The organism is Kitasatospora sp. MAA4, from assembly GCF_029893355.1.
Lineage (GTDB): Bacteria > Actinomycetota > Actinomycetes > Streptomycetales > Streptomycetaceae > Kitasatospora.
This window is the reverse complement of sequence record NZ_JARZAI010000043.1, coordinates 35,723-56,220: the sequence shown is the minus strand read 5'-3', so window position 1 is coordinate 56,220 and position 20,498 is coordinate 35,723. Positions and strand designations below refer to the sequence as shown.

Below are 20,498 nucleotides of genomic sequence, written 5' to 3'. Positions count from 1 at the left end.
CGGGCTGCTGGGGCTGGTGGCGTAGTTGTTGACGTTGAGGCACAGGCCGGAGTTCGGGTTGAAGATGGTGCCGTCGCCGCGGAGCTGCCACTGCTCCGCGGGGTTGCCGTTGCAGCCCCAGATCTCGGTCGGGCTGCTGGGGCTGGTGGCGTAGTTGTTGACGTTGAGGCACAGGCCGGAGTTCGGGTTGAAGATGGTGCCGTCGCCGCGGAGCTGCCACTGCTGCGCGGACGGGCTGAGACAGTTCCAGATCTGGGTGCTGGAGCTGGGGCTCTGGCTGTAGCCCGAAACGTTGAGGCACAGGCCCGAATTCAGGTTGTAGAGGTGGTGCGCCGCGCCATCCTGAGCGGGGACTGCAACCCTGCCCGTGCCCTGGGCCTTCGGCAAGGCATGTGAGGCGGCCGAAGCCGTCGCCCCGGGCAGCACTGCGAGGAGGGCTGCGGCGACACCCGCAGCGGCGGCGACGCGGCCTCGCGCGGTGCTCCTGGCGGATCCGCGTCGCTGGAGGTGGGCCAGGGCGCGAAGCGCGGTCTTGGTGGCAGAGTGCATGATCTTCTCCTTGGTTCCTGGGAGGGAGTGCGTGCTGACACGGCCCCTGACGGTCCATCAGTGGCCACTCAGTGGGCATGCGCATGCCAATAGCCGGAACAGCCCGGCGGGATGGGGCCCGGCGGGATGCGACCAACTATGCCGACCGTCTGGTGACACACCGTTGAAAGCCCGGTGTGAGCGACATGCCAGGAGCGTAGCTAACTCATCGACGTATCTCAATGGTCAATGTAAGATCGGGTTATGGCAGCCCGTCACCTACAGGAGCCCACCCGGCTCGTACTCACCGCCCTGGCCGACGCCCCCAGACACGGCTACGCGATCCTCCAGGAAGTCCTGGCCATCTCCGGCGGCCGCACCAAACTGCTCACCGGCACCCTCTACACCGCCCTGGACCGCCTCCTCCAACAGGAACTCATCCAGGTCGACCACGAGGAGGTCGTCGCCGGAAAACTGCGCCGCTACTTCGCCCTGACCGACCAGGGACGCGACGTCCTCACCGCGGAAGCGCAGCACCTGCGCGCCGGGGTGGCCGAGGCCGAACGCCGCCTCGCCCTCGGCCGGCCCCAGCCGAACGGAGGCACCGCATGACCGCCCCGCCCATGACCACACCCGAGACCCTTTTACCGCCCGCGCGGCGCCCCCTTGCAGCAAGGCTCCCGCTGCTCAGCCTCTACCCGGCCAAGTACCGTGCCGCGTACGGCGAGGAGATCGCCGCCGTCTTCGCCGAGACCGTCCAGGACATAGGGCCGGGTACGGCCCTGCGTGAGTGGGCCACGCTCGCCGCCCACGCAGCACGGCTGCGCACCCGACTCAGCTCCACCGACCCCGCCGGCCGGATCGCCGCCGGCGCCGCACCGTTCATCCTCGCCGGCGGGGCAGGCCTGAACATGTTCAACCTGCTGACCAAACTCTTCCTGCCCGACCCCATCGAGGACCCAGGACACGTGGGGCACCCCGCCATCTGGACCGCCCTGCTTGTGGCACAGACCGGCGCCTGGATCCTCGCCCTGCTCTGCGCCTTCCTCGGCCGGTGGACGCCGGCCCGGCTGCTGGTTTTGCTGGGAGTCCTCGGATGGGTCGTCCCCGCGCTGGCGTGCACGTCCTTTCCCGGGCTGTTCATCGCCCCGTACCTCCTGCTGCTGCCGTTCGGGATCGTGCCCGGCACGCTGCTGCTGATCGCCCCGCCCGACGCCGTCGACCTCTCCCCGCGCGGCCGCAACGAGACCGTGCTCACCGCGGCCGCCATCGCGGTCCCCATGAGCGTCCTCGTCATTCCCTGGAACGCGTCCACCACATACACCGCATCAAACCTGATCGAGGCATCCAACGCCTGGCCCGCCGCCGTGATGAGCTTCGCCGCGCTCCTCCACCTCGGCGGCCGGCGACCCGACCGCCTGCGCGCCGCGGGCATCGCGCTGGCAGTCCTGCCTTGGATGGCCATGCTCGACCCGGGCCAATACGGCTTGCTCGCCCCGCCCGACTTCTTCGTGCCCGGGATAACCGACGTCGACCTCCGGTACTACACCGACAATGTCCTCGTCTTCCTCGCTTTCCTCGCCACCGCCACGCTCTTGGCCGTCCTTCGCCGATTTCTTCGCCGCTCCCGCCCCACCGACCCACCCGAGACGACGTGAACACCCCTGCCCCGGCGCCTCGTCAACGGGCACCCGCCACGAAAGCCGCCACACGGAGGCTCCCGGCCTTTCAGGATCACCCTCCGGCCTCCCGGTCTGCGGCGTGATGGCGGGTGTTTCATAGGTGGCCGTCCAGTACCGCACCGCCCGCTTCAGGCTCGTGCCCTCGCTGGCCAAGGCACTGGCGTGCCCACCCCGGCCGTACGCAGGCCAGGCTCGGCATGGGTGGAGCTGCCGCGGCCGGTGAAACGCGGGCGCCGAGCCAACCGGGCACGTCCGCCTCGGGTACGCCCGTGCATCGACCGCGCGGCAGTCCCTGGACTCGCAGCTCGACTCCCTAGCCGAGGCCGGGGCGACCCGGATCTTCGCGGAGAAGATCTCCACGCGCGCCACCAAGCGGCCCGAACTGGCGGCGGCCGTCGCCCTCGCCGGCGAACTGCGCGCCTCCGGTGTGCACGTCACTCTCGTCGTCCACAAGCACAAGCGGCTCGGCCGCGGCATCGAACTCGCCGCGCTCGCCGAGGACCTCAAGGCCCGCGATGTCGGCCTGGAGTTCCTCACCGGGGAGCTGAAGGGCTCGCACGACCCATCCGGGATGGTGTTCACCGTACTGGCCGCGCTGTCCGGCATGGAACGCGAGTACATCCGCGACCGCACCCCCGAAGGCCACGAATCCGCCCGCCGGCGCGGCAAGACCATCGGCGGCGCGCATGTCACCGACGAGGCCATGCTGTCCATGGCCCTCCACCCACCACCGAGCCGCGCTCGACGTGCCAGTACACCAGCACACCCCGGCCGCCGTAGCGCGAGTGCCACTCGGTGAACAGGTTCTGGTCCCAGGAGCGGAAGTGCGTGGAGTCCGAGGCCACCGCGGTCGAACCGGCGCCCCACAGAGCGCTGTCGCGGGCGGCGAAGGTGGCGTTGGCGATCTCCACCGCGATCTGGCGGGCCGACTCCAGGGTGAGGTAGCGGCGCCTCGTGTAGCGGATCTCCTCCTCGGTGTGCCCGTGCCACCGTCGGCTGGGGCCGGCCCCGCGCGACATCGCCCCGCCGGGCGTGCGACCCGGCGAGGATGTCCTGTTCCGCGACCGCCTCATGGGCGCCCCGAGACCCGCGAGGCCAAACAGCTCGCCACCAGCTACCTGCCCACCCTGCGCGAGCGGGGGCAGCTGGTCGAAATCGCTGCGCCCAACAGGGGTTTGCCCAGCGCGTGACCAATTGCGATGACGGAGACTCAGCCCCACCGTTCAGTCGCGGTCGAGAGCTCGCGGCTCGCATGCGACGAGCCGCGCCCGACCGGGTGGCCCGGACTGACTCGAACGCAGGGCTGTCGGAAGTGTCAGACAGTGATGACATCGAGGGTCGGCTCCGCCCACCCTCTGGCCAGGCATCCAGGCGCCAGCGCGCCAGGCGGCTGCTACTCCCCCACCCGTTGCACGATCAGTTCGCACAACTCGTGGGTGCGCAGCGCATCATGGGCGTCTACGGTCTTGCCGGACCGGACGGCGTCCAGGAAGCTCACCACGATCTGCTCGATACCGCGCTGGCGGGCGACGGGGACCCAGTCGCCGCGCCGGCGAACGGTGGGCTGACCGCGATGGTCGATGACCTCCGCAAGATTCACCACCGCGCGCTTGGAATCGCCGCCGGAGACCTCCAGGACCTCCTCGGTCGAGCCGCTCATCCGGTTCATGATGCCCAGCGCCGTGAAGCCGTCCCCGGCGAGAGTGAGGACAAGATGCTCGACCAGGCCTTCCCGCTTGCGAGCCCGGACGTCCACATGCTGGATGTCGCCGGGGACAAGAAGCCGGAGTAGATCCACAACGTGGATGAAGTCGTCGAAGACCAGGGTGCGGACGGCCTCCGGCAGGCCTTCGCGGTTCTTCTGCAGGACGATCAGGTCGCGCGGGCGCTCCTTGGCCTGGATGTAGCCGGGCGCGTGGCGGCGGTTGAAGCCGACTATCAGTGAGCGGCCGCAGCCGTCGGCGAGTTCGACCAGTCGGCGGGCGCCCTCGAGGGTGTAGTCGAGGGGCTTGTCCACGTAGACGTCGATGCCGGCGGTGAGGAGCTCCTCGACGATCGGGACGTGCTGGGAGGTGGCCGCGTGCACGAACGCGGCGCGGATGCCGCTCGCGATGAGCTCGCCGAGGTCGGTGAAGCGGGGGGCGATCCGGTAGGCGTCACCGATGCGGTCCAGCTTGGCGCGGTCGCGGGTCATCAGGCGCAGGTCGAGACCGGGCAGGGCCGCCAGGACCGGGAGGTACGCCTTCTGCGCGATGTCACCGAGTCCGATCACCCCGACCGGGAGCAGGGCGTCGGGGGTGGGGCTCTGACTCATGGGATCTCCTGGCGTACGGACGATCATCGACCGCACCCACCTTACGTGCCGGGATCGGACGGTCAGCTGTGGTTGACGATGACGGAGATCCCCCAGCCGATCGCCGCGAGCACCACCGCGAAGCACAGTCCCGCCAGGGCGTAGCCGGCCGGCCCCACGGCGGGCCGCTCGGCGGCACCGCCGGGAGGGGCCGCCGGGGCCGGCGGGGCGAGCAGGCGCAGGCCGACGGCGAACAGTGCGGGGAGGCCGGCGCCGGTGAGCAGGCCGACCACGACGATCTTCCACAGCGCGTTCAGGTTGATCCAGTTCACGAGGCCGCTCCCTTCGACGCGGGGGTCTTCGTGTCCGGCGTCCGGGAGCCCGGTCCGGTCCACGCGGCGTTGACGTTCTCCGGCGTCACCGCCGGGTGGCGGGAGGCGGCGAAGAAGGCGATCGAGGCCAGCACCAGCACGACGAAGATCACCACCACGCCGGCGGTCCCGCCGATCCCGTGTGCCGCCCAGTAGGCGATCGCGCCGACCAGCGCCGCGGCCGGCAGTGTGAGCAGCCAGGCCGCCATCATGCGGCGGGCGACGTGCCAGCGCACCACGCCGCCCTTCTTGCCCATCCCCGCCCCCAGGATCGACCCGGTGGCGACGTGGGTGGTGGAGAGCGAGTACCCGAAGTCGGTGGAGGCGAGGATCACCGCGGCCGAGGCCGACTCACTGGCCATCCCCTGCTGCGGCTCGATCTCCACCAGCCCCTTGCCCAGCGCCCGGATGACGCGCCAGCCGCCGAGGTAGGTGCCCAGCGCGATCGCCACCGCGCAGGAGGCGATCACCCAGTCCGGGGACTTCGCCCCGCTGTGCAGGGTCCCGTTGGCGATCAGGGCCAGGGTGATGACGCCCATGGTCTTCTGCGCGTCATTGGTGCCGTGGGCGAGCGAGACCATGGAGGCCGAGCCGATCTGGCCGATCCGGAAGCCGTGCCCGCGCGGGCCTTCGGGCACGTCGCGGCTGAGGCGGTAGACCAGGTACGTGCCGATCGCCGCGACTGCGCCGGCGATGAACGGCGACAGCGCGGCGGGCACGATCACCTTGGCGACCAGGCCCTGCCACTTGACGGCCGAGGAGCCGGCCGCCGCCATCGTCGCGCCCACCACGCCGCCGATCAGCGCGTGCGAGGAGCTGGAGGGGATCCCGAGGTACCAGGTCGTCAGGTTCCACAGGATGCTGCCGGTCAGCCCGGCCATGACCACGGTCAGGGTGACGCCATGACTGTTGACCAGGCCGCTGGCGATGGTCGCCGCGACGGCGGTCGACAGGAACGCCCCGATCAGGTTCAGCACCGCCGAAACGGCGACCGCAACGCGCGGGGGCAGGGCGCCGGTGACGATCGAGGTCGCCATGGCATTGCCGGTGTCGTGGAATCCGTTGGTGAAGTCGAAGCCCAGCGCCGTCAGGACCACCAGCGCCAGGACCGCGTCGTTTCCGGTCACACGCTCGAACCTAGTCGGTCGGTGCTGCGGCCACGGGCCCGCAGCGACCCGGCGCGCCGGGCGTCGCGGGCCCGTCATCCGATCGGACCAAGACCCCCGTAGGCAGGCGTCGGCCCGATCAGCGGGCGGCGGACGACGGCGCGGCCGGGATCGGCTTGTCGAGCATGGCGCAGACCGCGGCGTTCACCAGGGCCTGGTCGGCGGCGCCGGCCTTCGGCTCGGCCAGGCCGAAGATGGTCGCGGTGAAGACCGAGACGGTGCGGTGCCCGGTGCTGTCGGTGTAGTCCTCGCTGGAGTAGCCGGGTACCTGGCCGACGTGGCCCCAGACGGTGCCGCAGGGGGTGACCACCTGCTCCAGGCCCAGCCCGTACCGGTTGGGATTGCCGCTCTCCTCGGCGACGGTGGTGCGCATCTGCTGGAGTTGGGCGGGCGGCAGGAGTTTGCCGGACATCAGCGCGGCGTCGAAGCGGGCCCAGTCCTGCGCGGTGGAGACCATGCCCCCGGCGGCCCATTCCGTGCTGGGGTTGACCCACGTGGTGTCGACGTGGCCGTCGGGCCTGGCCGGGCCGGCGAACGCGGCTCCGGCCGGCGTGCCGGGCGGCAGCAGCGGGGCGAGATGGGCGGCGTCGGGTTCGTAGCCGTGCGCGAGAGCGGGGTGCTTCGCCTCGTCGGAGCCGGCGACGGAACCGGCGACGGAACCGGCGACGGAGCCGGCCACCAGGTAGGTGTTCGCCAGGTGCAGCGGCCCAGCGATCCGCTGCTGGATCAGGTCCGCCAGGCTGCGTCCTGACGCCTTCTCGGCGACCAGTCCGAGCGCGACGTAGTTGGTGTTGCTGTAGGAGTACCGCGTGCCGGGAGCGAACAGCGGGTCGTGCCGGACGGCGGCGGCGACCAGCTCCGCGGGAGTCCACTGCCGGGTGTCCTGGCCGGTGAACGCCTGCAGCACCTCGGGGTCGTTGGCGTAGTTGAAGAGGCCGCTGGTGTGGTTGAGCAGCATCTGCAACGTGATCGCGGCGCCGTTCGGGATCAGGCCGGGCAGCCACTTCCCGACCGGGTCGGTCAGCTGGAGCCGCTGCTCGGCGACCAGTTGGAGGACCACGGTGGCGACCATCGTCTTGGTGTTGGAGCCCATCCGGAACGCGTCGCCCGCGGCGAGCACGTGGTCGGCCCTGGTCCACGGCGCCTGCCGGGCGATCTCGACAGGCCGCCCGCTGCCGTCGTCCACCCGGACGATCACGCCGGGCGCGCCGGCTTCCACGTCCTGCTGGGAGAGCTGGGAGAGCAGGGAGAGCTGGGCGAGTTGAGCGGGCCGGGTCTCAGGACTGGCCGGTGGTGCGGCGGTTGCCGACGCGCAGGCGGCGAGCGTCCCGGTCAGGGCGGCGGCCAGCGCGAGCGTCAGCCCCGCCTGCCGGCGGTGGCGCGGGGACGACGTGGGTCGGGTCATGAGGGTCCTCCTGGGGATGGCGCACGGGCGGCGGACCTGATCGGTCGACGCCTTCCCGGCCACTCCAGCCTCCCGGGTCCGGAGGCGAAGAACACTGGTGCTGGGCCCAGTTCGCAGGGTGGAGGAAACCCCCGTACGCCGTCCTGACGTTTCCTCAGGAGTGGCCCGCCACCTGCTCCGCGGCCTCGCCCAGCGCGCGCAGTACGGGCCGGATCAGCGGGTGCTGCTCGGCGCCGCTGCGGACCGCCGCGAACACCTTGCGGGTCGCCAGTTCGCTGTCCACCGCCCGCACCGCGACCCGTCCCAGGTCGACCCCGGCCAGCGCCGAGCGCGGCACCAGCGCCACCCCCGCGCCCGCCGAGGCGAGCGCGACCACCGCGCGGAAGTCGTCCGAGGAGTGCACCAGGCGCGGGGTGAACCCGGCGTGCTCGCAGGCCAGCAGCACCACGTCGTGGCACGGGTTGCCGGGGTAGGGGCCGATCCACGGCTCGGCCGCGAGCTCGGCCATCGCGACCGGTCCGGGCCGGCCGGCCAGCCGGTGCCCGAGCGGCAGGACGGCCTCGAACGGCTCGGCGTAGAGCGGGAATCGGGCGAGCCGCCGGTCGCCCGCGCGGGGCGCGCCGCGGTACTCCACGGCGACGGCGAGGTCCGCCTGCCCGTCCAGCAGCATCGGCAGGCTGGCGTCGCCCTCGGCGTCCAGCACCTTGAGCAGCACCCCGGGCGCGGAGGCGGCCAGTGCCGTGATCGCCGGGGCGAGCACCAGCGAGATGCCGGTGGCGAAGGAGGCGACGGTGACCTGCCCCTGCGCGCCGGCCGCGTACGCCGCGAGGTCCGCCTCGGCCCGCTCCAGCTGGGCGAGCACGGCGTCGGCGTGGGCGACCAGGATCTCGCCGGCCGCCGTCAGGCGTACGCCCCGGCCGTCGCGGGCGAGCAGCTCGTGGCCGGTCTCCTGCTCCAGGGCGGCGAGCTGCTGGGAGACCGCGGAGGGGGTCAGGTAGAGCGCGGCGGCCGCGGCGGTCACCGTCCGGTGGTCCGCCACGGCCCGCAGGGTCCGCAGTCGTCTGGCGTCGATCACGCACCCATTCTGTCAGGTGTTACAGGGCCGCCCGGGCGTCGATGAACGCCGCGACGGCCTTCTCCACGTCCTCGGTCGAGTGCGCTGCGGAGAGCTGCACCCGGATCCGGGCCTTGCCGTGCGGGACGACCGGGAACGAGAACCCGATCACGTACACGCCGCGCTCCAGCAGCAGCTCGGCCAGCCGGCCGGCCTGGGCTGCGTCGCCGATCATGACGGGGGCGATCGGGTGGTCGCCGGGCAGGATCTCGAAGCCGGCCTCGGTCATCTTCGAGCGGAACAGCGCGGTGTTGGCGTTCAGCCGCTCGCGCAGCTCGTGCGAGGTCTCGATCAGGTCCAGCACGGTCAGCGAGGCCGCCGCGATGACCGGGGCGAGCGAGTTGGAGAACAGGTACGGGCGCGAGCGCTGGCGCAGCAGCGCGACGATCTCCCGGCGGGCGGCGACGTAGCCGCCGGAGGCGCCGCCGAGCGCCTTGCCCAGGGTGCCGGTGATGATGTCGACGCGATCCATCACGCCGTGCAGCTCCGGGGTGCCGCGCCCGCCGGAGCCGACGAAGCCGACGGCGTGCGAGTCGTCGACCATCACCATGGCGTCGTAGCGGTCCGCCAGGTCGCAGATCTCGCGCAGCGGGGCGACGTAGCCGTCCATCGAGAAGACGCCGTCGGTGACGATCAGGCGGCGGCGGGCGTCCTGGGTCTCCTTGAGCTGCTGCTCCAGCTCGGCCAGGTCGCGGTTGGCGTAGCGGTGGCGGCGGGCCTTGCTGAGGCGGATGCCGTCGATGATGCTCGCGTGGTTCAGGGCATCCGAGATGACGGCGTCGCGCTCGTCGAGCAGGGTCTCGAAGACGCCGCCGTTGGCGTCGAAGCAGGAGGAGTAGAGGATCGTGTCCTCCTGGCCGAGGAAGCCGGAGAGCCGCTCCTCCAGCTGCTTGTGGACGTCCTGGGTGCCGCAGATGAAGCGGACCGAGGCCATCCCGTAGCCCCAGCGGTCCAGCGCGTCCTTGGCGGCGGCGAGCACGGCGGGGTGGTCGGCCAGGCCCAGGTAGTTGTTGGCGCAGAAGTTCAGCACCTCTCCCGGGCGGCCGCCGGAGGTGACGCTGACGGAGGCGTTCTGCGGGGTCCCGATCACGCGCTCGGGCTTGAAGAGTCCGGCCTCGGTGATCTCGACGAGGGTGGCGGCGACGTCTTCGCGAACGGAGTCGAACACAAGGGCTCCTAAAGGGGGGAAGGTCAGACGGTCCAGTCGAGAATGATCTTGCCGCAGCGGCCGCCGGCGGCCTCGTCGAACGCGGCCTCGAAGTCCTGCGCGGCGTAGCGGCCGGTGATCACCGGGCTGAGGTCGAGGCCGCCCTCCAGCAGCACCGACATCGCGTACCAGGTCTCGAACATCTCGCGGCCGTAGATGCCCTTGAGGGTGATCATCGAGGTGACGATCCGCGCCCAGTCCACCGGGAAGTCCTCGGCGGGCAGGCCGAGCATGGCGATCTTGCCGCCGTGGGTCATGTTGGCGATCATCGACTGCAGCGCCTCGGGGCGGCCGGACATCTCCAGGCCCACGTCGAAGCCCTCGCGCATGCCCAGCTTCTGCTGGCCCTCCTCGATGGTGTGCTCGGCCACGTTGAGCGCCAGCGTGACGCCGACCTCGCGGGCCAGGTCCAGCCGGTACGGGCTGACGTCGGTGATCATCACGTGCCGGGCGCCGGCGTGCTTGGCGACGGCCGCCGCCATGATGCCGATCGGGCCGGCGCCGGTGATCAGCACGTCCTCACCGACCAGCGGGAAGGAGAGCGCGGTGTGCACCGCGTTGCCGAACGGGTCGAAGATGGCCGCCACGTCCAGGTCGACCGGCACCCGGTGCACCCACACGTTGGACGCCGGCAGCGCCACGTACTCGGCGAACGCGCCGTCCCGCCCGACGCCCAGGCCGATGGTGTTGCGGCACAGGTGGCGGCGGCCGGCCAGGCAGTTGCGGCACTTGCCGCAGACCAGGTGGCCCTCCCCACTGACCAGGTCGCCCACCGCGATGTCCGCGACCGCCGCGCCGATCGACACGACCTCGCCGACGAACTCGTGACCGAGCGTCAGCGGCGTGCGGATGGTCTGCTGGGCCCAGCCGTCCCACTTGCGGATGTGCAGGTCCGTGCCGCAGATGCCGGTGCGCAGCACCTTGATCAGCACGTCGCCCGGGCCGGTCTCCGGCTCGGGGACATCGGTCATCCACAGACCGGGCTCGGCGTGCTTCTTGACGAGTGCCTTCACGGCGACGGCTCCTGACACCTGGTTGACGCGCGAGAGTGGGGAGAAGCCCGGCGTCGGCGCCATTCCACACCGGGCTCCTGCAATCTGCCTGGTGGGAGGGGGTGCGGTCCATCGAGGAATTCTTAACGGCGGCGACAGCTGGGCTTCACGATCGTCCCCGAGCAGCCCCCCGGCCACCCCGCCGCCGTGCCGAGCACCACCCGTTCGGGTGCCCCGCAGCTCCCGTCGCGTCAGCGGGCGATGCCGATGGTCCGGCCGATCGAGTCGGGTCGGTCGAGGGCGGCGAGCATGCAGTGGGCCACGTCGGCGCGGGAGATGAGCAGGCCGTGGCGCAGGTTGCGTCCCTGGGCCGTCCGGTAGTGGCCGGTCAGGGGCTGGTCGGTCAGGCGGACCGGGCGGACGGCCGTCCAGTCCAGGCCGCTGTCGCGCAGGGCGTCCTCCATCCGGGCCAGGTCCGCGTAGTTCGGGCGCAGGGCCGCCTTGAGGACGGGGTAGGCGACGGTGCGCAGCAGGAAGCCGTCGCCGGGATCGTGCCGGGGCGGGTTGGGGCGGGCGGGTGAGGGGACGGTGCCGACGGGTGCGGCGCTCACCACCACCAGGCGTCGCACGCCGGCCTCCCGCATGGCGGCGATGGCGGCGCTGGTGCCCCGCCGGACGACCCCGGCCTCGGCGTCCGACTTCGAGCGCGGGCCGAGGCCCGACAGGACGGCGTCGGCGCCCTCGACGGCGGTGCGCAGCGCCGCCGGGTCGGGGTCCGCCAGGTCGGCCGCGACGACCCGGGCCCGGGTGGCGGGGAGCTTCTGCGGGGAGCGGACCACGGCGGTGACCTCGTGGCCGGCGGCGAGGGCCTGGTCCAGCAGGTGGCTTCCGATGCCACCGGTCGCCGCGAGGATCGTGATGCGCATGATGGGACCTCCGGTCGTGAGCGTCTCTGTTCGGAGAGGATCGCAGCGGGTTTGCGGCGGATATCGCTTCGGCTGTCACATCGGCCGGACGTCATCCGTCACACCACTGACGGAACTCGACGGGAGAGTGTGACGATGACCGACGACGAATTTCTGGCAGCGCGCTTCGAGGAGAACCGCCGCAACCTGCGGGCGGTGGCCTACCGGATGCTCGGCTCGCTGAGCGAGGCGGACGACGCGGTGCAGGAGGCCTGGCTGCGGCTCAGCCGCTCGGACACCAGTGAGGTGCACAACCTCGGCGGCTGGCTGACCACAGTGGTCGGGCGGGTCTGCCTGGACATGCTGCGCACGCGCCGGTCGCGCCGCGAGGAGCCGATGGACGTGCACGTGCCCGACCCGATCGTCAGCGGCGAGCACGGCGGCGACCCCGAGCAGGAGGCGCTGCTGGCTGACTCGGTGGGCCTGGCGCTGCTGGTGGTACTGGAGTCGCTGCCGCCGGCCGAGAGACTCGCCTTCGTGCTGCACGACATGTTCGCGGTGCCGTTCGACGAGATCGCCCCGATCGTGGACCGGACGCCGGCTGCGGCCCGGCAGCTCGCCAGCCGGGCGCGCCACAGGGTGCAGGGGGCCGCGACGCCCGACGCCGACCTCGCCCGCCAGCGCGAGGTGGTGGACGCGTTCCTCGCCGCCTCGCGCGGCGGGGACTTCGAGGCGCTGGTCGCGGTGCTCGACCCGGACGTGGTCCTGCGGGCCGACGCCGGCGCCGGACTCACCGGCGGCGGCTCGCGCCTGGTGCGCGGCGCGCCGGCGGTGGCCGAGCAGGCGCTGACCTTCTCGCGGTTCGCCCCCTTCGCGCGGCCGGCGCTCGTCAACGGCCTGCCGGGCCTGGTCACCGCGCCGGGCGGGCAGCCGTTCTCGGTGCTGGGCTTCACGGTGGTGGGCGGCCGGATCGTGGAGCTCAACCTGCTGGCCGATCCCGAGCGGCTGAGCGGGCTCGACCTGACGATCCTGGACGACTGAGCGGCGTCAGGCGTCACGCGTCAGGCGTCAGGCGTCAGGCGTTCAGGACGGCACGAGGACGCCGGCGGGAGCGGCGGCGGGGCTCTGCAGGAGGGCGAAGGCGGAGTCCAGGCAGGCAGCGGTGCGGGCCGGGTCCGGGTCGGCCTTGCGCATGATCTGCAGGCCCTGGACGAGGGTCACCAGCAGGTGTGCGGCCTGGCCCGGGCCGACCGCGGTCGACAGCTCGCCGCTGAGGCGGGCGCGCTCCAGCTGGGCGGCGACGGTCTCCTCGGACCGCCGCAGGCTGCGCCGTGCCAGCTCGGCGACCTCCTCGTCGTACGGCAGCAGCTCCGCGATGCTGTTCACGCTGAAGCAGCCCGACCCGCTGCACACCGAGTCGGCCGCCATCAGGCGGTCGAAGAGCTCCCGCAGCTGCGGGAGCGCGGGCCGGCGGTCGTCGAAGGCCGAGGCGAGCAGTTCGTCCTGGCGGGCCAGGTAGCGGCCGAGGGCCAGCACGAAGAGGCGGTGCTTGTCGCCGAACGCGGCGTAGATCGAGCCCCGGCCCAGCTCCAGCCCGTCCACCAGGTCATTCATGCTGGTGGCCTCGTAGCCCTTGCGCCAGAACAGGAGCATCGCCCGGTCCAGGATCGCCTCTTCGTCGAACGTGCGCGGTCTTCCCATGGGGCCAACGCTACAACTATTTGACCTATCGTTCCAGAATGGGTATGTTCTGGAACGAGAGGTCAAATACTCCTCTCGCCGTCACCGGACCCGTCAGGAGCAGTCGTGAAGGTCGAGATCTACTCGGATGTCGTATGCCCGTGGTGCTACATCGGCAAGCGCCGCTTCGAGAAGGCCCTGGCGGCTTTCCCGGGAGCGGCCGACGTCGAGGTGGTCTACCGCCCGTTCCAGCTGAACCCGGCGGCCTCCGAGGCCGGCGAGCCGGCCGCGCAGGCCTACGAGCGGAAGTTCGGCCGCCCCGCGCAGAGCATCTTCGGCCCGTTCACCGAGGCGGCCGCCGGCGAGGGCGTCACCTTCCGGATGGACGACGCGGTGGCCACCAACACCTTCACCGCGCACCGGCTGCTCTGGTTCGCCGAGCGCCACGGGCGGCAGGGCGCCGTGAAGGAGGCCCTGATGGCCCACTACTTCACCAACGGCGGCCACCTCGGTGACCACGCGGCGCTGGCGGAGATCGGCGCGGCGGCCGGGCTGGACCGCGCCGAGGTCGCCGCCTTCCTCGCCTCGCAGGACGGCGTCGCGGAGGTCCGCGCCGGACTGGCCGAGGCCGCGCAGCTGGGGATCACCTCGGTGCCCACCTTCGTCTTCGACGGCGCGGTGGCCGTGCAGGGGGCGCAGAGCCCGGAGCTGCTCCTGGAGGTCATGACGAAGGTCGCCGCCGAGGCGTAAACACTCCCACCCGCCCATACAGCATTGATACTTGAGGAAAGCACCATGAAGGCAGCAGTCATCCACAGCTACGGCCCGGTCGCCGACGTCGTCACGGTCGGCGAGGTCCCCGCTCCCGCGGTCGGCCCCCGGGACGTGCTGATCGAGGCCCGGGCAGCCGGGGTCAACCCGATCGACCACCTGATCGCCAAGGGCTTCATGCAGCCCGAGGGCCTGGCACAGGCCCGCGTGCTGGGCAACGAGGTCGCGGGCGTGGTGGCCGCGGTCGGCGACGCGGTCACGGGCTTCGCGGTGGGTGACCAGGTCTTCGCCCGGGTCGATCCCCAACTGGGCGCGGCTTTCGCCGAGTTCGTGGCGGTGGACGAGTCCCTGGTCGCGGCCAAGCCCGCGTCGATCTCCTTCGAGGAGGCCGCCTCACTGCCGCTCGTCGCGCTCACCGCCTGGCAGGCCCTCACCGAGCAGAGCCAACTGCTGGCCGGGCAGCGGGTCCTGATCCACGGCGGTGCGGGCGGCGTGGGGGCCGCCGCCATCCAGATCGCCAAGCACCTGGGCGCCGAGGTCGTCACCACGGTGAGCGCGGACAGCGTGGAGCTGGTCCGGGGGCTGGGCGCCGACCAGGTGGTCGACTACCGCAGCGAGAAGTTCGAGGAGGTCGTCGCGCCCGTCGACGTCGTCCTCGACACCGTGGGCGGGGACACCCAGGACCGGTCGTTCGCGCTGCTCAAGCCGGGCGGCACCCTGGTGTCGATCGTCTTCATCCCCGACGTCGAGGCCAAGAAGGCCCAGTGGGGCGTGCAGGCCAGCGCCTTCTTCATGCACCCGGACGGCGCCCAACTGGCCCGGATAGCAGAACTGGTGGCGTCCGGCGAGCTGCGGCCCGTCGTGCAGACGGTGCTGCCGCTCGACCGGGCCGCCGACGCCCTGACCCAGGTGGAGCGCGGGCGCGCCCGGGGGCGGACGGTGCTCAGCATTCCGTCCTGAAGTACTGAGCCCCGTCCTGAGGGCGGGTCGGAGCTGTCCGGCGGCGCGCTGCCAGCCGCCACCGGACAACTCCCCGCGCCCTACCAGCAGTGCTCCGGCGGGTTGGTGGCATTCGATCACCGGAGCAGTACGGGGGGCCGCTACTCGTCGGGCTTGGCGAGGACGTCCGCGGCCTTGTCGGCCGCGCCGGCCCGTCGGTAGGCGTCTGCGGATTCCTCGCGCACCGAGCGGACGTCGGCCGCCGGGTGGCCGGCGGCACGCAGGGTGTCGGCGAGTTCGTCCAGGGCCTCGCCTCCGCGGCGCGCGTCGCGTAGTTCCCTGAAGATCGCGACCGCTCGATTCGCAGCCGCCGTGGCCTCTTCGAATAACTCCAGACCACGCAGGGCTACACCAGCATTGTTCCAGGCCGTAGCGGCGCTGTGCTGGTCGTCGAGGTCCTGGTGGATGGCGAGAGCGGTCAGGTGGGCGTCGGCAGCCTCCTGAAACCTCCCCAGGTCCTCAAGCGCGTTGCCCAGGTTATTCCATGCCCTGGCGACACCCTGCTCGTCGCTGAGGCTCAAGTAGGTGGCGAGAGCAATCTGGTGGGCGTCGACAGCCTCCTCAAACCTCCCCAGCCCCCGAAGGGCGGCACCGAGGCCGTCCCACGCCCCGGCAGTACCCTGCTGGTCACCGAGGTCCTGATAAAGGGCCAGAGCACTCCGGTGGACGTCGGCAGCCTCCTCAAACCTCCCCAGTCCTTGAAGGGCAATGCCGAGGCTGTCCCACGCTCCGGCGGCGCCGTGTTGGTCGCCGAGGTCCTGGTAAAGGACCAGCGCACTCTGGTGAACGTCGGCGGCCTCATGAAACCTCCCCAGCTCTCTCAGGGCGATGCCGAGGTTGTCCCCCGCGCCAGCTTGGTCGTGGCGGTTCTCGGTGGCGTTTGCGGCGTCACGGCTGATGATGGCGATGGTCAGCCACTCTCCAAGACGCCGACGCAGCGACAGATGCTTCGCCAGATACGTCGGAAGGCCGTGGGCGATGTCGAAACGGCCAGCACCAAGGGCACTGTGAACGGCGGCGATAGCGTTCTCACGTTCCTCGTCAAACCATGCCAGCGCCTCGGCCCGGTCCTGGAACCGCACTCGAGGCCGCCGGGCGGGCGGCCCATCCAGCTGGGCGTTGGCCTCCCAAGCAGTGCGGTCGTAGTACTCCAGGATCCGGCGCAATGCGGCGGCCGCCGCAGCCGGGTGCGCGTGTGCCCGCTCGGTCGCATACGCCCGCACCAGGTCGTGCATCCGCCAGCGCCCCGACTCGGCGTCCTGGCGGATGAGGCTGGCCCGGGCCAGCGCAGTAAGCCGTGCCCGTACGTCCCTCGCCTTCGCCGCTCCCGTGAATCCGACGACGCTCTCGGTGGACACATCGGGTCCCGGGTTGAGGGCCAGGATCCGGAAGAGTTCGGCGTGGGTGGGCGCCAGGCGCCGGTAGGAGCGGTCCAGTACCGCTCGGACGGTTCGGCTCCCGTCGTCCAGGACGTCCAGCCGTCCGTCGATGTCGTCCAGATCATCGGCGAGTTGGGCGGGCTTGAGGTGGCGTTCGGCGACCAGCTGGGCGGCGGCGATCTGCAGGGCCAGCGGCAGGAAGCCGCACAGCTCCGCCACCCGGGCGGCGCCGGCCGGATCGTCGGCGACCCGGGTGTCCTTGGGCAGCGGGATGGCGATGGCGGTGCGGATCAGCCGGGCGGCGGGTTCGGGTGCCAGGACGTCGAGGTCGAGCAGGCGGGCGCCGAGCCCGGGCAGGTCGTCGCGGGAGGTGACCAGCAGGCGGTGCGGGCCGTCTGCTGGCGGCAGCAGGTGCTGGACCTGTCCGAGGTGCGAGGCGTTGTCCGCGATCACCAGGATCCGCTGCCCGTGCCGCGTGCGGAGCTGGAGTTGCGCGCGGTAGAGGGCGGCGCGGGCGTGGTCCTCGGGCGGGATCTGCTCGACCGCCACGCCGAGCGCCCGCAGCACGCCGTCGAGCGCCTGTCCGGCCTCCACGGGGGTGTCGTCGTAGCCCTGGAGGTCGAGGAACAGCGCTCCCGTGAAGAGGCCGCAGCGCAGGGCGTCGCGCCCGGCGGCCAGGGCGAGGGTGGTCTTCCCGATCCCGCCCATCCCGGCCACCGCGGTCACCACCACCGCCGGCACCTCGGGGTCGTCACCGGGGGTCGTCCGGCCGAGGAGGTCGAGCAGCCCGTCGACCTCGTCCTCACGGCCGGTGAACCCGGGCGGAACGGACGGCAGCGGCGCCGGCTCGGGCAGCAACGGCAACACGGCCGCGGCCGGTTCCGGCGGCTGCTGGATGGTCACATGGGCGACCCCTGCCATGACCGAGGCGCCGACCGTCCCCCCGTTGATCGTGTTCTCCGGCACCGCCATCCCGGCCACCCACCCGTTCGTCCTCCGCAGAGCATCCAGCCGTTGCAGCGTACTGGGCAACCCCCGCCGGACATCGGCCGATTACAGTGGTGATCATGGACGAACAGACACTGGCCGGCTTCCTCGACAACGCGGCGCGCGGGGTGTTCCCGCCCCCGGACGGAACGCTCACGGTGGTGCCGCAGCCGTCGGAGCGGGATGCGGGGGTACTGGCATTCAGCGCGCATGCGGTGGTGTTCACGGACGAGGATCCGGCGTGGGTGCACGAGACGCTGGCCGGGACGGCGGCCGATCCGCTGGCGGCGCCGATGAGTCCGGCGTTCCTGTCCGCGTTCGAGCAGCGGACCGGACGGGCGGTGAACACCATTGACCTGCTCACCGTCGCCGGCCGCCTGCCGGGCCAACCGCCGCTGGCGCTGCGCGAGATCGAGGACCGCGAGCACCCGCGGATCGTCCGGGCGCTGCGCTACCGCGAGGGCGTCCGAGCCTGGACGGTGCCCGGTGGGTTGCTGGTGCTCGGGCGGGCGGTGGCCGGGCGGTGGGAGGCGGCGATCGAGGTCGACCCGCAGGCGCAAGGCCAAGGGCTGGGCCGGGCGCTGGCGTTGAGCGCCCGTCATCTGCTGCCCGAGGGCGAGGCGGTGTGGGCGCAGCAGGCGCCGGGCAACGCGACCAGCGTCCGCACCTTCCAGGCCGCCGGGTACCGTCCGGTGGGCGCGGAAGCGCTGCTCGTAAAGCTCTAGTTCTGGGCCCGGACCAGGGTCTCGCCGGCGTCCGTCCGGTAGTAGAGGACGGACCGGCCGGCGCGGCGGCGGCCCACCAGCCGGGCGTCCAGCAGGACCTTGAGGTGGCGGCCGACCGATCCGAGGCCCTGGCCGGTCAGGGCCACCAGCTGCGTCGTGCTCTTCGGGGTGTCCAGCAGGACCAGCACGCCCGCCCGGGCCGGGCCGAGCAGCGCGCCCAGCGCCTCGGGCGGCCCGGCCCGGTCCGCTCCGGCCAGCACCCCCGCGCACGGGTACACCACGGCGTACCGGGGGCCGAAGGCGGGCAGCGCGTCCCAGGAGACCCAGCCCCGGCGCGGGGTGATCGGGACGAAGAGCAGTTGCGCGCCGGAGATCTCGCGCGGTGGGTAGTCGTAGGCGTTGATCTGGAGTCGGCCCTCCCCCAGCCACCGCATCCCCGGACGCATGTCGTCCAGTGCCGCCGCCCAGCCGCCCTGGCTCAACTGCGCGGTGCGGGCCACGACATCGGCCTCGATGATCCGTCGACGCCGCGACCAGTACGGTAGGACGGTCTCGGTCCAGACCCACTCCAGCAGGTCGGCGGCGCGGTCCGGCAGATCGGATCGGCACAACGCGCTTGGGAGCGGCCCGCCCTGAGAGATCGTCAGATTTGCTCGGGCCTCCTCGGGCGGCGTCGCGCGGATCCTCGCCAGCTCCTCCTCGAACGACTGCTCACCCCGGCCACTCGGCGTGGGGGTGAGGAAGTCGGCGTTCCAGTGCCCGCCGAGCCCGACCCGGACGAGCTGCGCGGTGACCGGGTCCTCGGCCAACCGCGCCCGGTGGGCGGGTTGGTGGGCGTTCAGCCAGTCGCGCTCGGCGGGGTGTGCGGCGCGTCCCCACTCCAACTCCATCAGGCTCGCGACGGTCTCGGCGACGGGCGAGAGGACGAACCGGCTGCTCACCAGGGTGTCCGCGTTGACCTGCCACCAGCCCATCGTCCGACCCTCCGCAGGTCCCGTGGTTTCGCTCCAGCACGAAAGAGTAACGCCCCGGCGGCCGGGCCGCCGAGACTTCGATCATGCGCACCTACCAAGAGCTCTTCCGCACACCGGAGTTCACGCCCTACTTTCTGACGTCTGCGCTGCAGGTGGCGGCCTCGACGGTCGCCGGGCCGGCTCTCGGCACGCTGATCTACGCCTCCACCGGCTCGCCGCTGCTCTCCGCCCTGGCGATGTTCGGCCCCTCGCTGGCCCAAGTGGTCGGCGCCACCACGCTGCTGTCGGCGGCCGACCGGTTGCCGCCGCGCGCGGCACTGACCGGCCTTGCTCTGCTCTTCGGGCTCGGCGACGCCGCCCAGGCCGTCCCGGGGCTGCCCGTGGGGGCCGCCTTCGCCGTGCTGCTAGCCCTCGGGATGGTCGGCTCGCTGGGCGGCGGCGTGCGGTACGGGCTGCTCAACGAGATCCTCTCCAGGGAGGGTTACCTGCTCGGCCGCTCGGTGCTGAACATGTCCGTCGGCGTCCTGCAGGTCTGCGGGTACGCGCTGGGCGGCGTGCTGGTCTCCACCGTGTCGCCGCGCGGCACCCTGCTCGTCGGCGCCGCACTGGGCCTCGCCGCGGCTGCTGTCGCCCGGTTCGGCCTGGGACGGCGGGCGCCGCGTGCCACCGGCCGGCCGTCCGTCGCGCAGACCTGGCGGACCAACGCGCGGCTGTGGTCGTCCGCACCGCGCCGCTGTGTCTTCCTGGCGCTCTGGGTGCCCAACGGGCTGATCGTCGGCTGCGAGTCGCTCTTCGTCCCCTACTCTCCCCGGCACGCCGGGATGCTGTTCGCGTTCGCCGCGCTCGGCATGCTGGTCGGGGACACCGTCACCGGCCGCTTCCTGCCGGCCCGGTGGAAGGAGCGGCTCGGATCACCGCTGCGCCTGCTGCTCGCCGTCCCCTACCTGGTCTTCGCGCTGAACCCGGCGCTGCCGCTCGCGGTGGCCGCCGTCGTCCTCGCCTCGGTCGGCTACTCGGCGAGCCTGCTGCTCCAGGAGCGCCTGATGGCCCTGACGCCCGACGAGTTGAGCGGGCAGGCGCTGGGGCTGCACTCCTCCGGCATGCTCACAATGCAGGGCGCGGGCGCCGCGCTGGCCGGCGCCGTCGCCCAACAGACCTCCCCCGCAACGGCGATGACCTGCGTGGCGGTGCTGTCGGCAGCGGTCACCCTGGCACTGGCCCCCGGCCTGCGGACGCGGCACGCCGGCCTCCCCCAGAGGCGGTGGTGGAGGCCGGCGGCCGACTGAAGGCTGACAGCTGACGGCTGACGGCTGACGGCTG

At 72.1% G+C, this 20,498-nt stretch carries 20 protein-coding genes and 1 pseudogene; 8 read left to right on the top strand and 13 right to left on the bottom strand.

All coding sequences use genetic code 11. The features are described 5' to 3' along the window. On the bottom strand, window positions 1-549 hold a 549-nt coding region (locus tag P3T37_RS34970; protein WP_280727987.1), incomplete at its 3' end, for an RICIN domain-containing protein. A gap of 243 nt (window positions 550-792) precedes the next feature. On the opposite strand from P3T37_RS34970, the gene P3T37_RS34965 reads away from it, so the two are divergent. The 3 genes from P3T37_RS34965 (at window position 793) to P3T37_RS34955 (ending at window position 3,009) form a co-directional block, all read left to right on the top strand. Continuing rightward, the gene (locus P3T37_RS34965; protein ID WP_280664180.1) at window positions 793-1,140 is read left to right on the top strand and encodes a PadR family transcriptional regulator; all 348 of its coding nucleotides are present in this window, start codon (window positions 793-795) and stop codon (window positions 1,138-1,140) included. After that, a complete protein-coding gene (locus P3T37_RS34960) occupies window positions 1,137-2,186 on the top strand; it encodes a hypothetical protein (RefSeq protein ID WP_280727986.1) in 1,050 nt (349 codons plus the stop codon). Before P3T37_RS34965 ends, P3T37_RS34960 begins: the two co-directional genes overlap by 4 nt. Window positions 2,187-2,502: 316 nt before the next feature. After that, window positions 2,503-3,009: a recombinase family protein gene (locus P3T37_RS34955; protein ID WP_280727990.1), complete on the top strand. Its 507-nt coding sequence runs from the start codon at window positions 2,503-2,505 to the stop codon at window positions 3,007-3,009. Here the strand turns inward: P3T37_RS34955 and P3T37_RS34950 are convergent. The 9 genes and pseudogenes from P3T37_RS34950 to P3T37_RS34910 form a co-directional block, all read right to left on the bottom strand. Continuing rightward, window positions 2,939-3,229: pseudogene (locus tag P3T37_RS34950) on the bottom strand (Tn3 family transposase); the annotation flags it as partial. The gene P3T37_RS34955 and the pseudogene P3T37_RS34950 overlap by 71 nt on opposite strands. A gap of 374 nt (window positions 3,230-3,603) precedes the next feature. Beyond that, complete coding sequence (locus tag P3T37_RS34945; RefSeq protein WP_280727985.1) at window positions 3,604-4,524, bottom strand: Gfo/Idh/MocA family oxidoreductase; 921 nt, start codon at window positions 4,522-4,524, stop codon at window positions 3,604-3,606. 62 nt (window positions 4,525-4,586) lie between these two features. Then, window positions 4,587-4,835: a hypothetical protein gene (locus P3T37_RS34940; RefSeq protein ID WP_280727984.1), complete on the bottom strand. Its 249-nt coding sequence runs from the start codon at window positions 4,833-4,835 to the stop codon at window positions 4,587-4,589. Next, window positions 4,832-6,001 (bottom strand): inorganic phosphate transporter, encoded by a 1,170-nt coding sequence (locus P3T37_RS34935; RefSeq protein WP_280727983.1) that lies wholly within the window; start codon window positions 5,999-6,001, stop codon window positions 4,832-4,834. Before P3T37_RS34935 ends, P3T37_RS34940 begins: the two co-directional genes overlap by 4 nt. Before the next feature lie 118 nt (window positions 6,002-6,119). After that, complete coding sequence (locus P3T37_RS34930; RefSeq protein WP_280727982.1) at window positions 6,120-7,445, bottom strand: serine hydrolase domain-containing protein; 1,326 nt, start codon at window positions 7,443-7,445, stop codon at window positions 6,120-6,122. A 154-nt stretch (window positions 7,446-7,599) separates the two neighbouring features. Continuing rightward, entirely contained in the window at window positions 7,600-8,520 is a 921-nt protein-coding gene (locus P3T37_RS34925) for a LysR family transcriptional regulator (RefSeq protein WP_280727981.1), read from the bottom strand. A gap of 19 nt (window positions 8,521-8,539) precedes the next feature. After that, window positions 8,540-9,727 (bottom strand): glycine C-acetyltransferase, encoded by a 1,188-nt coding sequence (locus P3T37_RS34920; RefSeq protein WP_280727980.1) that lies wholly within the window; start codon window positions 9,725-9,727, stop codon window positions 8,540-8,542. Window positions 9,728-9,750: 23 nt separating this feature from the next. Continuing rightward, window positions 9,751-10,779: an L-threonine 3-dehydrogenase gene (tdh, locus tag P3T37_RS34915; protein WP_280727979.1), complete on the bottom strand. Its 1,029-nt coding sequence runs from the start codon at window positions 10,777-10,779 to the stop codon at window positions 9,751-9,753. Window positions 10,780-11,009: 230 nt separating this feature from the next. Continuing rightward, the gene (locus P3T37_RS34910; protein WP_280727978.1) at window positions 11,010-11,684 is read right to left on the bottom strand and encodes an NAD(P)H-binding protein; all 675 of its coding nucleotides are present in this window, start codon (window positions 11,682-11,684) and stop codon (window positions 11,010-11,012) included. Between the two features lie 135 nt (window positions 11,685-11,819). On the opposite strand from P3T37_RS34910, the gene P3T37_RS34905 reads away from it, so the two are divergent. After that, window positions 11,820-12,704, top strand: coding sequence for a sigma-70 family RNA polymerase sigma factor (locus P3T37_RS34905; RefSeq protein WP_280727977.1), 885 nt, complete (start codon window positions 11,820-11,822; stop codon window positions 12,702-12,704). 42 nt (window positions 12,705-12,746) lie between these two features. Here the strand turns inward: P3T37_RS34905 and P3T37_RS34900 are convergent, their stop codons facing one another. Next, window positions 12,747-13,364 carry a TetR/AcrR family transcriptional regulator gene (locus P3T37_RS34900; protein ID WP_280727976.1) on the bottom strand — a complete coding sequence of 206 codons (618 nt, stop codon included), beginning with the start codon at window positions 13,362-13,364 and terminating at the stop codon, window positions 12,747-12,749. 105 nt (window positions 13,365-13,469) lie between these two features. On the opposite strand from P3T37_RS34900, the gene P3T37_RS34895 reads away from it, so the two are divergent. Together P3T37_RS34895 and P3T37_RS34890 are read left to right on the top strand one after the other, a co-directional pair. Beyond that, window positions 13,470-14,093 (top strand): DsbA family oxidoreductase, encoded by a 624-nt coding sequence (locus P3T37_RS34895; RefSeq protein WP_280727975.1) that lies wholly within the window; start codon window positions 13,470-13,472, stop codon window positions 14,091-14,093. A gap of 45 nt (window positions 14,094-14,138) precedes the next feature. Continuing rightward, window positions 14,139-15,074, top strand: a complete 936-nt coding sequence (locus tag P3T37_RS34890; protein WP_280727974.1) for an NADP-dependent oxidoreductase — start codon at window positions 14,139-14,141, stop codon at window positions 15,072-15,074. 140 nt (window positions 15,075-15,214) lie between these two features. Here P3T37_RS34890 and P3T37_RS34885 read toward each other — a convergent pair whose 3' ends face one another. After that, on the bottom strand, window positions 15,215-17,464 hold the full coding sequence (locus tag P3T37_RS34885; RefSeq protein WP_280727989.1) for a tetratricopeptide repeat protein: 2,250 nt from the start codon (window positions 17,462-17,464) through the stop codon (window positions 15,215-15,217). A gap of 95 nt (window positions 17,465-17,559) precedes the next feature. Here P3T37_RS34885 and P3T37_RS34880 point away from each other — a divergent pair, with 95 nt between their 5' ends. Next, window positions 17,560-18,204, top strand: a complete 645-nt coding sequence (locus P3T37_RS34880) for a GNAT family N-acetyltransferase (RefSeq protein ID WP_280727973.1) — start codon at window positions 17,560-17,562, stop codon at window positions 18,202-18,204. Here P3T37_RS34880 and P3T37_RS34875 read toward each other — a convergent pair. Then, on the bottom strand, window positions 18,201-19,178 hold the full coding sequence (locus tag P3T37_RS34875; RefSeq protein ID WP_280727972.1) for a helix-turn-helix domain-containing protein: 978 nt from the start codon (window positions 19,176-19,178) through the stop codon (window positions 18,201-18,203). The two genes, P3T37_RS34880 and P3T37_RS34875, sit on opposite strands and share 4 nt — an antisense overlap. 83 nt (window positions 19,179-19,261) lie before the next feature. Between P3T37_RS34875 and P3T37_RS34870 the strand changes: the two genes are divergently transcribed. Further along, window positions 19,262-20,464 carry an MFS transporter gene (locus tag P3T37_RS34870; protein WP_280727971.1) on the top strand — a complete coding sequence of 401 codons (1,203 nt, stop codon included), beginning with the start codon at window positions 19,262-19,264 and terminating at the stop codon, window positions 20,462-20,464. Window positions 20,465-20,498: the final 34 nt, after the last annotated feature.

Excerpts from the sequence above, each read along its gene's own strand:
- P3T37_RS34960 (WP_280727986.1), top strand. The coding sequence starts at position 1,137 with ATGACCGCCCCGCCCATGACCACACCCGAGACCCTTTTACCGCCCGCG.
- P3T37_RS34905 (WP_280727977.1), top strand. The coding sequence starts at position 11,820 with ATGACCGACGACGAATTTCTGGCAGCGCGCTTCGAGGAGAACCGCCGC.
- P3T37_RS34880 (WP_280727973.1), top strand. The coding sequence starts at position 17,560 with ATGGACGAACAGACACTGGCCGGCTTCCTCGACAACGCGGCGCGCGGG.
- P3T37_RS34965 (WP_280664180.1), top strand. The coding sequence starts at position 793 with ATGGCAGCCCGTCACCTACAGGAGCCCACCCGGCTCGTACTCACCGCC.
- P3T37_RS34930 (WP_280727982.1), bottom strand. The coding sequence starts at position 7,445 with ATGACCCGACCCACGTCGTCCCCGCGCCACCGCCGGCAGGCGGGGCTG.
- P3T37_RS34890 (WP_280727974.1), top strand. The coding sequence starts at position 14,139 with ATGAAGGCAGCAGTCATCCACAGCTACGGCCCGGTCGCCGACGTCGTC.
- P3T37_RS34910 (WP_280727978.1), bottom strand. The coding sequence starts at position 11,684 with ATGCGCATCACGATCCTCGCGGCGACCGGTGGCATCGGAAGCCACCTG.
- P3T37_RS34945 (WP_280727985.1), bottom strand. The coding sequence starts at position 4,524 with ATGAGTCAGAGCCCCACCCCCGACGCCCTGCTCCCGGTCGGGGTGATC.
- P3T37_RS34875 (WP_280727972.1), bottom strand. The coding sequence starts at position 19,178 with ATGGGCTGGTGGCAGGTCAACGCGGACACCCTGGTGAGCAGCCGGTTC.
- P3T37_RS34900 (WP_280727976.1), bottom strand. The coding sequence starts at position 13,364 with ATGGGAAGACCGCGCACGTTCGACGAAGAGGCGATCCTGGACCGGGCG.
- P3T37_RS34885 (WP_280727989.1), bottom strand. The coding sequence starts at position 17,464 with ATGGCGGTGCCGGAGAACACGATCAACGGGGGGACGGTCGGCGCCTCG.
- P3T37_RS34870 (WP_280727971.1), top strand. The coding sequence starts at position 19,262 with ATGCGCACCTACCAAGAGCTCTTCCGCACACCGGAGTTCACGCCCTAC.